This is a genomic window from Komagataeibacter swingsii (genome assembly GCF_003207895.1).
In the GTDB taxonomy this organism is placed as follows: domain Bacteria; phylum Pseudomonadota; class Alphaproteobacteria; order Acetobacterales; family Acetobacteraceae; genus Komagataeibacter; species Komagataeibacter swingsii.
Genome location: NZ_NKUB01000005.1, coordinates 145,188 through 160,145 on the forward strand (window position 1 = coordinate 145,188; position 14,958 = coordinate 160,145).

Annotated in this window: 12 protein-coding genes and 1 tRNA gene; 5 read left to right on the forward strand and 8 right to left on the reverse strand. The window is 65.1% G+C overall.

The window, feature by feature from the left end:
* Positions 1-44: 44 nt before the first annotated feature.
* Positions 45-587, reverse strand: a complete 543-nt coding sequence (def, locus tag CFR76_RS06405; RefSeq protein ID WP_110556371.1) for a peptide deformylase — start codon at positions 585-587, stop codon at positions 45-47.
* Positions 588-801: 214 nt separating this feature from the next.
* Between def and CFR76_RS06410 the strand changes: the two genes are divergently transcribed.
* Positions 802-1,278 (forward strand): Hsp20 family protein, encoded by a 477-nt coding sequence (locus CFR76_RS06410; RefSeq protein WP_110556372.1) that lies wholly within the window; start codon positions 802-804, stop codon positions 1,276-1,278.
* Positions 1,279-1,362: 84 nt separating this feature from the next.
* On the forward strand, positions 1,363-1,617 hold the full coding sequence (locus tag CFR76_RS06415) for a DUF1150 family protein (RefSeq protein ID WP_110556373.1): 255 nt from the start codon (positions 1,363-1,365) through the stop codon (positions 1,615-1,617).
* Positions 1,618-1,726: 109 nt separating this feature from the next.
* On the opposite strand, the gene hpf is transcribed toward CFR76_RS06415, so the two are convergent.
* From hpf to CFR76_RS06450, 7 genes are all read right to left on the reverse strand, one after another.
* On the reverse strand, positions 1,727-2,356 hold the full coding sequence (gene hpf, locus CFR76_RS06420; protein WP_110556374.1) for a ribosome hibernation-promoting factor, HPF/YfiA family: 630 nt from the start codon (positions 2,354-2,356) through the stop codon (positions 1,727-1,729).
* A gap of 282 nt (positions 2,357-2,638) precedes the next feature.
* Positions 2,639-3,421, reverse strand: coding sequence for an LPS export ABC transporter ATP-binding protein (gene lptB, locus CFR76_RS06425; RefSeq protein WP_025437595.1), 783 nt, complete (start codon positions 3,419-3,421; stop codon positions 2,639-2,641).
* Positions 3,418-4,725, reverse strand: a complete 1,308-nt coding sequence (locus tag CFR76_RS06430; RefSeq protein WP_110556375.1) for an LptA/OstA family protein — start codon at positions 4,723-4,725, stop codon at positions 3,418-3,420. The genes lptB and CFR76_RS06430 overlap by 4 nt, the downstream gene beginning before the upstream one ends.
* Complete coding sequence (gene lptC / locus CFR76_RS06435; RefSeq protein WP_110556376.1) at positions 4,725-5,462, reverse strand: LPS export ABC transporter periplasmic protein LptC; 738 nt, start codon at positions 5,460-5,462, stop codon at positions 4,725-4,727. Before lptC ends, CFR76_RS06430 begins: the two co-directional genes overlap by 1 nt.
* Positions 5,459-6,511: a KpsF/GutQ family sugar-phosphate isomerase gene (locus tag CFR76_RS06440; protein WP_110556377.1), complete on the reverse strand. Its 1,053-nt coding sequence runs from the start codon at positions 6,509-6,511 to the stop codon at positions 5,459-5,461. Before CFR76_RS06440 ends, lptC begins: the two co-directional genes overlap by 4 nt.
* A 52-nt stretch (positions 6,512-6,563) precedes the next feature.
* Positions 6,564-7,211: a ribonuclease D gene (locus tag CFR76_RS06445; protein WP_110556378.1), complete on the reverse strand. Its 648-nt coding sequence runs from the start codon at positions 7,209-7,211 to the stop codon at positions 6,564-6,566.
* Between the two features lie 250 nt (positions 7,212-7,461).
* A tRNA-Leu gene (locus CFR76_RS06450) sits at positions 7,462-7,548 on the reverse strand.
* A 224-nt stretch (positions 7,549-7,772) separates the two neighbouring features.
* On the opposite strand from CFR76_RS06450, the gene CFR76_RS06455 reads away from it, so the two are divergent.
* The 3 genes from CFR76_RS06455 to gltB all read left to right on the forward strand — a co-directional run bounded on the left by CFR76_RS06455 (position 7,773) and on the right by gltB (position 14,820).
* Complete coding sequence (locus CFR76_RS06455; protein WP_110556403.1) at positions 7,773-8,666, forward strand: complex I NDUFA9 subunit family protein; 894 nt, start codon at positions 7,773-7,775, stop codon at positions 8,664-8,666.
* Positions 8,667-8,830: 164 nt separating this feature from the next.
* Complete coding sequence (locus tag CFR76_RS06460) at positions 8,831-10,285, forward strand: NAD(P)-dependent oxidoreductase (RefSeq protein WP_110556379.1); 1,455 nt, start codon at positions 8,831-8,833, stop codon at positions 10,283-10,285.
* A gap of 2 nt (positions 10,286-10,287) precedes the next feature.
* On the forward strand, positions 10,288-14,820 hold the full coding sequence (gltB, locus tag CFR76_RS06465) for a glutamate synthase large subunit (protein ID WP_110556380.1): 4,533 nt from the start codon (positions 10,288-10,290) through the stop codon (positions 14,818-14,820).
* Positions 14,821-14,958: the final 138 nt, after the last annotated feature.

Consider the following 14,958-nt stretch of genomic DNA (forward strand, 5'->3'; position numbering starts at 1 on the left):
TGCTGTCATCCCGGGTTCCGGCTGTGTGGTCGCGACCGGCGCGATCAGTGCTTCTGGCGCTGTTCCTTGGCCAGGCGGCGCATGATCATGTTGCGCTTGAGCGCGGACAGGTGATCGACAAACAGGATGCCTTCCAGATGGTCGATCTCGTGCTGCAGGCAGGTGGCCAGCAGGTCATCGGCTTCCAGTTCCTGCACCTTGCCATCCATGTCCTGGTAACGCACGCGCACGGCTTCGGGGCGGACGACGTCGGCATACTGGTTGGGCAGCGACAGGCAGCCTTCCTCGCGCACGGCCATGCCGTCCGTCTCGGCGATCACTTCGGGGTTGATCAGCACCAGCGGGTTGCGCGCCTCGTCCTTGTCGGCCACGTCCACGATGGCGAAGCGCATGCCAAGGCCGACCTGCGGGGCGGCCAGGCCGATGCCGGGGGCCTGGTACATGGCCGCGAACATGCGGGGGATGATGGTGCGCAGTTCGTCCATGTCCTCGGGGCGGACAAGGCGGGTTTTCTGGCGCAGGACCGCCTGGGGCGCGACCAGGATCGGCATGGGGGTCGCCTGAGCGATGACATCATGATCAATCATAGACTGCCATTTAGCGTGTCCCCACATGGGATGCCAGAGGGGATGCGGCCAAAATGCCATGGCGCGTGCGTGGTGTCCTCCCCTTGCGCATGGCTATTATTCTCCCATATCGTAGAGGAACGGGATGTGGATGCCGTTTCGGGTCCATTTTTCGTTTCTTGTCTCGCTCGCAGCAGGGGAGGCCGATTTGTCGGGTAGAGTTTTCGGGTCACCCATGTTCCTCGGGTTTGACCATCTGGAGCAGATGCTTGAACGCGCATCGAAAAACGCGTCGGATGGGTATCCGCCCTATAATATAGAACAGGTCAGCCCCACGACCCTGCGTATTACGCTGGCGGTGGCGGGGTTCGTGATGGAAGACCTGCATATCACACAGGAAGACAACCAGCTTGTCATCCGCGGTCGGCAGAGCGACGACGGGCAGGGGCGGATCTTCCTGCACCGTGGCATTGCCGCCCGCCAGTTCCAGAAGGCGTTCGTACTGGCCGAGGGAATCGAGGTCGGCGGGGCATGGATGGATAACGGCCTGCTGCATATCGAACTGGCCCGCCCGCAGCCGGAAGTGCGCGTGCGCAAGATCGAGATCGGTCGCGCGCCCACGGCCTCCCCGGCCCGTGATCGCGTGGCGCCTGTGGTGGACGTACCCGCCGGGCGCAAGCAACGTGTCGTGAGGGTTATTGACGAGGAATGACAGCGTACGCCGTAATGTAACGGCCCATATTGCGATGCGGATGGGAAGGGACGGCCGTCCCTTCATGATGCAGGAGAAAACGCGATGAGAGTCACAACACAGAATGGCCGGGTGGTGCTGCACAATGACGTGGTGAATGCCGCTCCGGTCATCAGCACGTCGGAACTGCGCGGCCTGGGCATGGAATCGGTGGCCTATATCCGTGCGGTAGAGGTCGAGGGCGAGGCCGGATTCGCCATCCACGCCGCCGACGGCACCCCCATGGCGGTGACGGAAGACCGGGAGACGGCCATAAACGCCATCCTCCAGCACGAAATGATGCCGGTGCCGCTGCACTAGGCGCCAGGTTACACCAGATCGGGCAATGGCCCTGTCCCGGTTTCCGGGGCAGGGCCATCTGCATTCATGGGGTGGCCAGCCCGCGCGTTGGGCGGGCTGGCCTGTCGTGTCAGCCGGCCTGGCGCAGGGACGGGTCAAGCCAGCCGATATTGCCGTCCGGCCTGCGGTACAGCACGTTGATGGTATCGGTCTTGGTGTTGCGGAAAAGCTGGATCTGGCAGTCGGCCAGGTCAAGGCGCATCACCGCCTCGCTCACGCTCAGGGCCGGGATCTCGGTCGGGTGTTCGGCAATGATGGTGGCATAGGGGCCTGCGGGCGGCAGTGCCGCGTCCTCATCCTCGGCTACGCCGTCTTCCTCTGTGGCGGCGGCAAGCGGTTCGGCCATGCCGGGGCGCAGCACATAGCCCCGACCGATTTCGGGCACCTGCTGGCGGACCTTGAGGTGGCCGTGATTCGTGGCCTTGCGGTGATAGCGGCGCAGGCGCCGGGCAATGTGTTCGGCCGCATCGTCAAAGGCGGAATGGGCGTCCGCCGCCTCGCCCTCACCACGCAGGGTCAGGCCACGGGTGGCGTGCAGGTTGATGTCACAGGTAAAGAACGAACGCGCGCGGCTGAAGGTAACGCGGGCCTCCATGGCCTGCCCGAAATACTTTTCCGAAATGCGGTCCAGATGGGCGCTTACCCGGTGTTTCAGGGCATCGGACAGGTCGATCTGCTTTCCGGCAACACTGATGTGCATAAGGGGTAACTCCTTACATGATCACAACGCAGTCGCATGCGGGAGACGGAATACGGTCGTTTCAGTCAATGGTCATGAATTAAGGGGACGATCCTGCTCCCATGCGGGCTGCGTATTGGTGGCGGTTGCGTTGTGCCTGTCGGGCACATGGTCCCGAACGGGTACATTTGGGCATGGTTGCACCATGGCTGTCCATGCCTTCCTTGCATGAACGACCACGGATTTTCCCATGACTTGTCCCTTGCGTACGCCCCCTGCCGCACAGGGTAGGCATGGATGGGGCTATAGCGTGAATTTTTCACCCAGATAGACGCGGCGCACGTCCTCGTTCGCCACGATTTCCTCGGGCCTGCCTTCGGTCAGCACCTGGCCGCTGTGCATGATGTAGGCCCGGTCGATCACCTCCAGCGTCTCGCGTACGTTGTGGTCGGTAATCAGCACCCCGATGCCGCGATCCTTCAGGTGGGCGACAAGGTCACGGATTTCACCCACCGCGATGGGATCGATCCCGGCCAGCGGTTCGTCCAGCAGGATGTAATGCGGCTGGCTGGCCAGCGCACGGGCGATTTCCAGCCGCCGCCGTTCCCCACCCGACAGGGCGAGGGAGGAGGAATGCCGCAGCCGGGTAATGCCGAATTCCCCCAGCAGGCCATCGAGCATCGTCTGCCGCCGGTCGCGGTCGGGTTCGACGATCTCAAGGGCGGCCATGATGTTCTGTTCAACATTCAGGCCACGGAAAATGCTCGATTCCTGCGGCAGGTAGCCAATGCCCATGCGGGCGCGGCGGTACATGGGCAACTGGGTGATATCCGCGCCATCCAGCGTGATCGTGCCCATGTCGGGCCGCACCAGCCCCACGATCATGTAGAAGCTGGTGGTCTTGCCCGCGCCGTTCGGCCCCAGCAGGGCCACGGCCTCGCCACGCTGGACCTGCAGCGAGACATCGCGCACGACCTGCCGCTTCTTGTAGCTTTTGCCGATGCCACTGGCGATCAGCCCCGTTTCGGCAGCCGGGACCGGCTGCCCGGTGGTGTCGGGCTGCCCCGCCGGGGATGTCTGGTTCATCTTGCTGATCCCTTGTCACCTTTGCCGGCCTGATTCGGAATGACCAGGCCACTGACCCGTGAGCCGGGGTTGTCGGTCAGCGTCGCGATATCGGTGTGCATGTTCACGATGGCCGACGTGCCGCTGACCTGGTTTTCCCCACGGGTGATATGCACGTTGCCAACCAGACGGGCAATGCCCGTATCGGGCACGTACACGCCCCGGTCGCCGGTTATGGTCTCGGTGCGGGTGCGGATCACGATATGGCCGAAGGCATCGACATGGTCGATCGTCCCGGCACCGGGGGACGGGCGGTCGTCAACCCTGTCCGCTTCCGGCCGGGACGTGCCATCGGGGCGGGCGGCATCCTGGTCGCGGCGGGGGGTGCTGCGCTGCGCCTTTGGCCTGTCATATCCAACCAGCACGTCCGCGCGTAGCTGCCGCCCGTCATTGGTGGTCATGGTGGCGTTGCCGCGGGCGACCGACATGTGTTCGCGCGAATGGTATTCCAGCACGTCGCGCGCGGTCAGGATATCCTGTGGCGTGGTCATTTTCAGGTGCTGGCCGGTCATGACCAGGATCGCCTGGTCCACGTCATACACAGCATGGTCGCCCCATGCCTGGTCATTCATGTTGAAGGAATGGACGTGGCCGATCGCCTCCAGCCGGTAGACCTCGCTGGCCCCGCCCGAACCGCTGTCGCCCGCGCCGTTACCTGCCGGGGAGGTGCCGGCCGGGCCGCCGGGCATGCCCGCAGGCGCCGGGGCGTCGGGCGTGGGCATGTCCTGCGGCAGGGTATCGGATGTCGTGGCCAGGCTGGTGTCCACATCAGGATCGGCGCCGACGGGGGCAGCCTGCGCCGCAGGCGGTGCGGGCGTTGCCTGCGCGGCCTGTGGCGGCGTGGCGGAAGGGGTGTCGCCCGCTGCCTGTGGCGCGCTGTCCGTTATGTGGGGGCGCCGGGTTTCCAGCGGGGGGGCAATGCCCATGTGGGCGGCCAGCGGCGCATCGGCCCCGGGTGGGCCGGATGCGGCGGCCTGCGGCTTGGCGGTGGGGGTGGCCTGTCCCGTGGCGGGGTTGGTCGCGGCCTTCTTGCGGTAGAAGGCGACCAGCCTGTCCGCCCGTACGGTCACGTCGCCACGGATGGCCTGCGCGCGGTCATAGGCGGTGACGGTCTGCGCGTTCTGGTCCCAGTCGAAGCCACCGGCGGCGGTGACGTTGATCTGCTGGCCGTGGGACATGTCCAGTCCCTGCGCCATGACGGGATGTGCCGCCACCAGCCCCACAAGGACGCCGCCAAGCGGCAGGCGGAATGTTGCGCGCGCCATCAGTTCGATCTTTCCGCTGCGTTGAGGATCATGCGGCCCGGCCCGCGAAACAGCATGATGCCGCCGCGTGTGTCCAGCATGCCGCCCTGTACGTCAATCTGCCCGATGGGGCCTTCGGCATGGATCCAGTCATCGGATACGACGATGTTGTGGCGCATGTCCATATCGGCCGAGGGGCTGAGCATAAGGGTCCCGTCATTGCGGTACAGCGTGACATCATGCGTCAGGTCCAGGATCTGCGCATGCTGGATATAGACCCCGTCGCGCGCGGTGACATACATCCAGTTCCCGTTATCCATCAACGTGTCGGCGGCCGGGTTGCTCAGGTCGATCCGTTCGGACGAGACCTGGCGCGCCTCGTCCGCGGTAATCATGTAGGGGCGGCCATGGTCGTCCAGCCCGCGATAGGTGGGGTTGAGCATGCTGCCGCTTTTCACGCGCACATGGCTCATCTGCGCCATGGTGCCGGTATGCATGATGACCGCGCGCTGCACCGCGGGCCACGCGGCGATGGACCCCAGCAGGACCAGCGCCAGCAGCGGCAGCATCCACTTGGCCGAGCGCATGATGGCCTGCCGCCGGGCCAGGTCGGCGGCGTTTGGCAGCAGGCGCGCCCGCGTGGACTGGTCGAATATGCTGCGCTGGCGTTCGATGTCGGCCGCGCTGCGGGCGTAGTCCTCACGCTGGATGGGGTTGGGATCGGTCCCGTCGTCCCTGTCGTCCGGCTGTTCGGTCATGCAACGCCAGCACGCAGCAGGTCATGGAGGTGCAGGATGCCGACAGGGTGATTTTCGTTATCCAGCACGAAAATGCTGGAAATGGGACGGGGGCGGTCATTCATGATGCGCAGCGCCTCCGCCGCCAGCATGTCGGGGCCGATGGTCTGCGGCTGGGCGTTCATGATGTCGGCGGCGCAGGTCTGGTCCAGGTCCTGTTCCAGCGCAAGGCGCAGGTCGCGGTCGGTAATCAGCCCGGTCAGCCGGTTTTTCATGTCCACCACGCCCATGCAGCCAAAGGCCTTGCGCGTTATTTCCATGATGACCTGCCGCACCGGCATGGTGGGCAGGCCCAGCGGCATGCTGTCGCCCGTATGCATAAGCTCCCGCACCCGGCGCAGCTGCGTGCCCAGTCGGCCACCGGGATGGAAGATGCCGAAATCGCTGGCGCTGAACCGGCGGCGCTGCAGCAGCACGACGGCCAGCGCATCCCCCAGCGCAAGCTGCATGGTCGAACTGGTGGTGGGCGCCAGCCCGTTGGGGCAGGCTTCGGGCGCATGGGGCAGCGGCAGCACGATGTCGGCCGTGCGGGCCAGCGTGGAGTCCGGGCGCGATGTCATGGCGATCAGCAGCATGCCAAAGCGGCGGGTGTGGGAAATCAGGTCGGCCATTTCCGCCGTTTCGCCGGAATTGGAAATGGCAAGCACCGCGTCCCCGCGCTGCAGCATGCCCAGATCCCCGTGCGAGGCTTCGGCCGGGTGCACGAAGATGGCGGGCGTGCCGGTGGAGGCAAGGGTCGCCTGGACCTTGCGCCCGATATGCCCCGACTTGCCAATGCCCGTCACGACCACGCGCATGTTGTCCGTCAGGATGCGTTCGACCGTTTCGACAAAGGCCGTGCCCAGCCCCCCCTGCCCATTGGTGCCGGAGGCTTCCATGGCGGCAATCATCGCCTGCAGGCCGGCGGATTCGGTGCGCAGCACGCTGCATGCCTCGTTGAGCATGCGGGCCTGTGCCTGGGGCACGCTTTCTTCAACGGTGGGGAGGGAGGGGGAAAGGCTGCTGTTCATGCCGGGTCTGTATTGTCATGAAATGGTTTCCGGTCAAACACCGGAACCATCATCAGGCTGCGCGATGCGCGAAAATGTCCGGATCCTCGTATCCAAGGATATCCAGACGGGCACGGGCGGGAAGGAAATCGTAACAGGCCTGCGCCAGTTCGCGACGGTTTTCACGGTGCAGCAGCGCCTCCAGCCTTTCCCACAGCGCATGCAGGTACAGCACGTCGGATGCGGCGTAGGCCCGCTGTTCGGGCGTCAGCTCGGGCGCGCCCCAGTCGGATGTCTGCTGCTGCTTGCTCAGTTCCACCCCAAGCAGTTCGCGGCACAGATGGGCCAGCCCATGGCGGTCGGTATAGGTCCGCACCAGCTTGGAGGCGATCTTGGTGCAGATGTTCGGCGCGACGGTGATGCCAAGCGTATGCTGCAGGATCGCCACGTCAAAGCGTGCGAAATGCATGAGCTTAGGGCAGGCGGGGTCGGTCAGCACGCGCACCAGGTTGGGGCAGTCCGCCGCCGTGACGCCGGCCGGCACCTGCACCAGGTGGGCATGGCCGTCGCCCCCCGAAAGCTGCACGAGGCACAGCCGGTCCCGGTGCGGGTTCAGGCCCATCGTTTCCGTATCGACGGCCACGGCGCCGGTAAACGTGACGTCGGCCGGCAGGTCGCCGCGATGGAAATGGATGGCGTCTGGGGCCGGGCTTGCAGCCATATGGAAAATGCTCCGTCACGATGGTCGGTTTCACGGTGGCAGGTCTGGAACGCAACCGCAAGGAAAGCCGTTCGTTGTGTCCCGGTCCCGTCCGTGGCGGCACGGGAACCGTGGGCCTGCCTGTGAAATGGGTATTCGTGGGCGGTTTACACCAATTTGCGCAGGGAAACAGGCAAAAAGATAACGGGGCAGTCCCGCTAAGGGCTGCCCTGGCCATCCCCGGAGGGGAGTGTTACCAATTTTTGAGTGATGGTGCCCAGAAGAAGACTCGAACTTCCACGACCTTGCGGCCACAGGTACCTGAAACCTGCGCGTCTACCAATTCCGCCATCTGGGCTTAGAAGGCTCCCCAGCGGAGGCCGCCGGGGTGGTGTGAGGGGTGTTTAGTCCGGCGCGGCGGGGTGGTCAACAGGGTAAATGCATTTTTTTGAAAACAGGCGTATTTTTTCTCTCCCGCCCTCCGGCGGGCCGGTGCGCGGGGGAAGAATTGACTGTCTGCGCGGGCGGTAAAATGGGAAAATGGCAGGCAGCGCAATCATGCGCCACAGGCGGGGGCAGTCCATGACACGCAAGGTCGCGACGGTTTTTGGCGGTTCGGGGTTCGTGGGGCGGCCGGTGGTCGGGCGGCTGGCGCGGGCGGGCTACGTGGTGCGGGTTGCCGGGCGCACGGCGACTGATGCGGCGACGCTGCGGATGCTGGGGGATGTGGGGCAGGTGGTGCCCGTCGTCGCGTCCATCACCGATGAAAGCGCCTGCGTCGCCGCGATCGAGGGCAGCAGCCTTGTCATCAACCTGGTGGGGATACTGTCCCCCCGTGGGGCCGGGACGTTCGAGGCCATCCATGTGGAAGGGGCTGGGCGCGTGGCCAGGCTGGCCGCGGCGTCCGGGGTCGAACGCCTGATCCATGTCTCGGCGCTGGGCGCGCATGCCGGCAGCCCCTCCGCCTATGCCCGCAGCAAGGCGGAGGGCGAGTGCGTGGTCAGCCGCGCGATGCCCGAAGCGGTGATCATCCGGCCCTCGCTCATATTCGGGGTGGATGGTCCTTTCCCCGCCATGTTCGCGCGCATGGCGCGGTTCCTGCCCGTCATGCCGGTGTTCGGGGCCACGACCCGTTTCCAGCCGGTATGGGTGGGCGACGTGGCCGAAGGCATGGTCCGTATCGCAACGGGGGCGGACATGGCGGGGGCCATTTTTGAATTTGGCGGCCCGCAGGTCCTGACCATGCGGCAGATCGTGGCGTGGGCGGCGCGCTGGGGCGGGCATCCGCGCCCGTTATTCACCGTGCCGCGCTGGCTTGCGACCGTTCAGGGGGCGGTGCTGGAACGCCTGCCGGGAAAGATGCTGACACGCGACCAGGTCCGGCTGCTGTATGTTGACAATGTCGTCGCCCCCGGTGCGCGCACGCTCGACATGCTGGGCATCACGCCGTCCCCCATGGAGCTGATGATGGGGTGAGCGTTGCAAACTGGGGATTTTCGCGTATTTCTGGCATTTTCTTTGAATAAGGTCAGTACTACTGTCTTTTATTTGGCCGGGGTGTTGCGTAGGTCTGTCCCTCGCTGTGGGTACGTGCCGCGTAGCCAGGGCGTCCTTCCATTATGCAGACCAGGGGCAGACCGATGGCCGAGCGCATGCTGAAATTCGTCTCTGTGGCGCAGGAGCAGCCGGACAAACGGCCTGCCGAGGCGCGCCGCAGGGACTTTAACGAGATTTATGCCGAATTCGTGCCCGCCAAGGCCGAAACGCAGGCTTCGCGCTGTTCGCAGTGCGGCGTGCCGTTCTGTTCGGTGCACTGTCCGCTGGGCAACAACATCCCCGACTGGCTGATGATGACGGCGGCAGGCCGGATGGAGGAGGCATATGAACTGTCGTCCGCCACCAACACCTTCCCCGAGATCTGTGGCCGCATCTGCCCGCAGGACCGCCTGTGCGAAGGCAACTGCGTGATCGAGGAAGGATTCGAAAGCGTCACCATCGGCGCGGTCGAACGCTACATTACCGATACCGCCTTTGATAACGGCTGGGTCAAGCCGGTGCGGCCGGTGGCCGAGCGTGATGAAAGCGTTGCCATCATCGGGGCCGGCCCCGGTGGCCTCGCCGCAGCCGTGCAACTGCGCGAACAGGGCTACCAGGTCCATGTCTATGACCGTTACGACCGCATCGGCGGCCTGCTTATGTATGGCATCCCCGGTTTCAAGCTGGAAAAGGACATTGTCCTGCGCCGGCATAGGCTGCTGGTGGACTCCGGCGTCCAGTTCCATCTGGGCAAGGGCATCGGTGATGCGGATGGCGCGGACAGCATCGCGTTTTCCACCCTGCGCGCGCGCCATGATGGCGTGCTGATCGCAACGGGTGTGTACAAGTCGCGTGATATCGGCGGTCCCGGCGCGGGGCTGGACGGCATCGTGCGCGCGCTGGATTACCTGACGGCGTCCAACCGTGTCTCGCTGGGTGACAAGGTTGCTGAATACGACAATGGCGAACTGAATGCCGCGGGCAAGTCGGTCGTGGTGATCGGCGGTGGCGATACGGCCATGGACTGCGTGCGCACCGCCATCAGGCAGGGTGCGAAATCGGTGAAGTGCCTGTACCGCCGTGACCGCGCCAACATGCCCGGATCGGTGCGTGAGGTGAAGAACGCCGAGGAAGAGGGTGTCGAGTTCGTCTGGCTGGCAGCCCCGCAGGCATTCGAGGGCGATGGCCACGTAAGCGGCGTGCGCGCAACCCGCATGAAGCTGGGCCTGCCCGACGCGTCGGGCCGCCAGTCGGTCGAGCCGGTGGAAAACAGCGCCTTCACGCTGGAAGCCGACCTGGTGGTCAAGGCGCTGGGCTTCGACCCCGAAGCGTTGCCCACGCTGTGGGGGCAGCCGGAACTGGAGGTCTCGCGCTGGGGCACGCTCATGGTGGACCGTAAGACATTCATGACCAGCCTGCCCGGCGTGTTTGCCGCGGGCGACATCGTGCGCGGGGCCAGCCTGGTGGTTTGGGCCATCCGCGACGGGCGTGACGCGGCAGCGCAGATGCACGCATGGCTAGAAGAAATGACGGCCGCACAGGCCGAGGTGGCGGAGTAAGCATGATGGATCAGTTTGAAAACCAGTCCACCGGTTTCGTTCAGGAATGGCAGGACAATGCACAGGCCATTTCCGGCCTGTACACCCCCGCCGATGAACATGACGCCTGTGGCGTGGGCATGGTCGCGGCCCTGGATGGCAAGCCGCGCCGCGACGTGGTGGAAGCCGGGATCGCGGCGCTGAAGGCCGTGTGGCACCGTGGCGCTGTCGATGCCGATGGCAAGACCGGCGATGGCGCCGGCATCCATGTCGAGATCCCGCAGGACTTCTTTGCCGACGCGATCCACGCCGGCGGTGCGGAAAGCGGCGTGGACAGCCAGATTGCGGTGGGCATGATCTTCCTGCCCAAGACCGATATCGCGGCACAGGAACGCTGCCGCCAGATCATCGAAAGCGAGATCCTCGCCTTCGGCTACAGCATCTATGGCTGGCGTCAGGTGCCCATCAACACCGACTGCATTGGCGAGAAGGCCAACGCCACCCGTCCCGAGATCGAGCAGATCCTGATCCGCAACCTGCCCGGCAGCACGGAAGACGAATTCGAGCGCGACCTGTACGTGATCCGCCGCAGGATCGAAAAAAGCGCGATCGCCAACCAGGTTGACCTGTATGTGTGTTCGCTGTCGTGCCGGTCGCTGATCTACAAGGGCATGTTCCTGGCCGAACACCTGACGGAATTCTATCCCGACCTGCTCGACCCGCGTTTCGTCAGCCGCTTCGCCATCTATCACCAGCGGTATTCGACCAACACCTTCCCGACATGGAAGCTGGCGCAGCCGTTCCGCAGGCTGGCCCATAATGGTGAGATCAACACCATTTCGGGCAACGTCAACTGGATGAAAAGCCACGAGACCCGTCTGGCCGATCCCATCCTTGACCCCTACATGGATGACCTCAAGCCCGTGGTGCAGGCGCAGGGGTCGGACACCGCGTGCTTTGACAACGTGTTCGAACTGCTGACCTTCGCGGGCCGCGACGCGCCCATGGCGCGGTGCCTCATGATCCCGGCCAGCGTTGGCGGCAATTCCGCCATGCCGCAGCGCCACAAGGACATGTATTCCTACTGCAACGCCGTGATGGAACCGTGGGATGGCCCCGCCGCCCTGTGCGCTACCGACGGGCGGTGGATGGTCGCGGGCCTGGACCGCAGCGGCCTGCGCCCGCTGCGTTACACCATTACCGAAGGCGGCCTGCTGATCGTGGGGTCCGAGACCGGCATGGTGAAGGTGCCCGAGGCCGAGATCGTCAGCCGTGGCCGCCTTGGACCGGGGCAGTCGCTGGCGCTCGACCTGAAGACCGCGAAGCTCTACAGCAATCAGGAACTGCTTGATGAACTGTCGGGCCGGCAGGATTTCTCGTCGTGGGTCAGGCGTACGCAGGAAATCTCCAGCATCGTCCGCCCCGATGGCAGCGAACCCGTGCTGTATGACGCCGAGATGCTGCGCCGCCGCCAGCTTGCCGTCGGCCTGACGCTGGAAGACCTTGAAACCATCCTGCAGCCGATGGTGGAAAACGCATCCGAAGCCATCGGGTCGATGGGGGATGATACGCCGCTTGCGGTTCTGTCCACCCGTTATCGCGGGCTTGCGCATTATTTCCGGCAGGCGTTCAGTCAGGTGACCAACCCGCCCATCGACAGCCTGCGTGAAACGCGGGTGATGAGCCTCGTGACCCGTCTGGGCAACCTTGGCAACATCCTTGAGGAAAACGAGAGCCAGTGCGACCTGCTCCAGCTTCCCTCCCCGGTGCTGACCACGGGTGAATTCCAGGCGCTGGTCGATTTCTGTGGCAGGAACGCCTGCATCATCGACTGCACCTTCCCCGCGGCGGACGGCGAGGCGGGCCTGCGCGCCGCCATCGCCCGCATCCGGGCCGAGGCCGAGGACCGCGTACGCCAGGGCTGCACCCATGTGTTCCTGACCGATGAGCACCAGTCCGGTGATCGCGCCTATATTCCCATGATCCTGGCGACGGCGGCGGTGCATACGCATCTGGTGCGCCAGTCGCTGCGCACGTTCACCTCGCTCAATGTCCGCTCCGCCGGTGCGCTGGACGTGCATGCCATCGCGGTGACGATCGGGGTGGGGGCAACCACGGTCAACCCGTACCTGGCGCAGGAAAGCATTGCCGACCGCCACCGCCGCGGCCTGTTCGGCAAGCTGACGCTGAGCGAGTCGGTGGAGCGGTACCGCAAGGCGGTGAACAAGGGCCTGCTGAAGATCATGTCCAAGATGGGGATTTCCATCGTGGCGTCGTATCGTGGCGGCTACAATTTCGAGGCCATCGGGCTTTCGCGCGCGCTGACGGCGGAATTCTTCCCCGGCATGCCCTCGCGCATTTCCGGCATCGGCCTGACCGGCATCGCGCGCAATGTGCTGAGCTTCCACCACAAGGCATGGAACAGGCAGGTGGAAACCCTGTCCGTCGGCGGCCGCTACAAGCTGCGCCGCAGCGGTGAGGTGCATGCGTTTGACGGCAACCTGATCCACATGCTGCAGACCGCCGTGAGCACGGGCAGCTTCTCGGTCTACCAGCGTTATGCCGATGCGGTGCGCCGCCAGCCGCCGGTGGCCCTGCGCGACCTGCTGGACTTCCGTGGCGGGCGCACGCCCATCCCCGTGGAATCGGTCGAAAGCATTACCGAACTGCGCAAGCGCCTGATCGCGCCGGGCATCTCGCTGGGCGCGCTCAGCCCCGAAGCGCATGAAACACTCTCCATCGCCATGAACCGCATCGGCGCCAAGTCCGATTCGGGTGAGGGCGGTGAAGACCCGGCCCGCGCAAAGCCGCGCCCCAATGGCGACAATGCGTCCTCCGCCATCAAGCAGATCGCGTCGGGCCGCTTTGGGGTGACCGCGCAGTACCTCAATGACTGCCGCGAGATCGAGATCAAGATGGCGCAGGGGGCCAAGCCCGGCGAGGGTGGGCAGTTGCCCGGCTTCAAGGTGACCGGCCTGATCGCGAAGCTGCGCCATGCGACCGAAGGCGTGACCCTGATCTCGCCCCCGCCGCATCACGACATCTACTCGATCGAGGATCTGGCCCAGCTCATCTACGACCTCAAGCAGATCAACCCCGAGGCCACCGTGACCGTGAAGCTGGTCGCACGCTCCGGCATCGGCACGATTGCGGCCGGTGTGGCCAAGGCCAAGGCGGATGCGATCCTGATTTCGGGCCATTCCGGCGGCACGGGTGCCAGCCCCCAGTCCTCGGTCAAATACGCGGGCATGCCGTGGGAGCTGGGGCTTGCGGAGGCGCATCAGGTGCTGATGCTCAACCGCCTGCGCCACCGGGTGAAGCTGCGCACCGATGGCGGCCTGAAAACCGGCCGTGACGTGGTGATCGCCGCCATGCTGGGGGCGGAAGAATTCGGCATCGGCACCGCCAGCCTCGTGGCCATGGGCTGCATCATGGTCCGCCAGTGCCACTCCAACACCTGCCCCGTGGGGGTCTGCACGCAGGATGACGAACTGCGCCGCAAGTTCGAGGGCACGCCGGAGAAGGTGATCAACCTGTTCTCCTTCATTGCCGAGGACGTGCGCAACATCCTGGCCTCGCTGGGCTTCACCTCGCTCAACGAGATCATCGGCCGCACCGACCTGCTGCACCAGGTGCTGCGCGGGGCGGACTACCTTGATGACCTCGACCTCAACTCGCTGCTGGCGCAGGCTGATCCCGGCCCCTATGGCCGCTACTGCACGCGTGAGGGCCGTAACGAGGTGCCCGAGACGCTGGATGCGCAGATGATCGCCGATGCGCGCCCGCTGTTCGACCATGGCGAGAAGATGCAGTTGCAGTACAACGTGCAGAACACGCATCGCGCCATCGGCACGCGCATCTCCTCGCTGATCGTGCGGCAGTTCGGCATGACCACGCTGGCGCCGGGACACCTGACGGTGCGGCTGCGCGGGTCGGCGGGGCAGTCGCTGGGCGCGTTCGCGGTGCAGGGCCTCAAGCTTGAGGTGCTGGGTGACGCGAACGACTATGTCGGCAAGGGGCTGTCGGGGGCGACCATCGTGGTGCGGACCTCGCCATCCTCCAGCCTTGTGTCGAATGAAAACGCGATTGTCGGCAACACGGTACTGTATGGTGCTACGGCCGGCGCGCTGTATGCGGCGGGGCAGGCGGGCGAGCGCTTCGCGGTGCGGAACTCGGGCGCGACTGCCGTGGTCGAGGGCTGCGGGTCCAACGGGTGTGAATACATGACCGGCGGCACGGTGGTGATCCTGGGTGAGATTGGCGACAATTTCGGCGCGGGCTTCACCGGCGGCATGGCCTTTGTCTATGACGCCAGCGGCACGTTTGCCGAGCGGGTGAACCCCGATACGGTCATGTGGTGCCGCGTGCAGGACCCGAAATGGGAGGCCATGCTGCGCGAACAGGTGGAAATCCATGCCCGTGAAACCGGCAGCCACTATGCCGAACTGCTGCTGCATAACTGGGACAGGACCCTGCCGCGTTTCTGGCATGTCGTGCCCAGGGAATATGCACGCGTGATCGGGTTTGAAGCCCCCGCCATGGCGCGTGGCGCCTGAATGCAGGGCTGATTTCACCGTTATTGTGCAGCGCGGGGCCGGGCAGGACTGTCCGGCCCCATCTGTATTCAGGGCAGAATATCGACGGGCGGGGTCGCGCGGCGCGTCCGGACGCACTAGATTCATCCTATGGGAATC

Excerpts from the sequence above, each read along its gene's own strand:
- lptC (WP_110556376.1), bottom strand. The coding sequence starts at position 5,462 with ATGACCGAACAGCCGGACGACAGGGACGACGGGACCGATCCCAACCCC.
- CFR76_RS06455 (WP_110556403.1), top strand. The coding sequence starts at position 7,773 with ATGACACGCAAGGTCGCGACGGTTTTTGGCGGTTCGGGGTTCGTGGGG.
- CFR76_RS06440 (WP_110556377.1), bottom strand. The coding sequence starts at position 6,511 with ATGAACAGCAGCCTTTCCCCCTCCCTCCCCACCGTTGAAGAAAGCGTG.
- lptB (WP_025437595.1), bottom strand. The coding sequence starts at position 3,421 with ATGAACCAGACATCCCCGGCGGGGCAGCCCGACACCACCGGGCAGCCG.
- CFR76_RS06430 (WP_110556375.1), bottom strand. The coding sequence starts at position 4,725 with ATGGCGCGCGCAACATTCCGCCTGCCGCTTGGCGGCGTCCTTGTGGGG.
- def (WP_110556371.1), bottom strand. The coding sequence starts at position 587 with ATGATTGATCATGATGTCATCGCTCAGGCGACCCCCATGCCGATCCTG.
- gltB (WP_110556380.1), top strand. The coding sequence starts at position 10,288 with ATGATGGATCAGTTTGAAAACCAGTCCACCGGTTTCGTTCAGGAATGG.
- CFR76_RS06415 (WP_110556373.1), top strand. The coding sequence starts at position 1,363 with ATGAGAGTCACAACACAGAATGGCCGGGTGGTGCTGCACAATGACGTG.
- CFR76_RS06410 (WP_110556372.1), top strand. The coding sequence starts at position 802 with ATGTTCCTCGGGTTTGACCATCTGGAGCAGATGCTTGAACGCGCATCG.
- CFR76_RS06445 (WP_110556378.1), bottom strand. The coding sequence starts at position 7,211 with ATGGCTGCAAGCCCGGCCCCAGACGCCATCCATTTCCATCGCGGCGAC.
- CFR76_RS06460 (WP_110556379.1), top strand. The coding sequence starts at position 8,831 with ATGGCCGAGCGCATGCTGAAATTCGTCTCTGTGGCGCAGGAGCAGCCG.
- hpf (WP_110556374.1), bottom strand. The coding sequence starts at position 2,356 with ATGCACATCAGTGTTGCCGGAAAGCAGATCGACCTGTCCGATGCCCTG.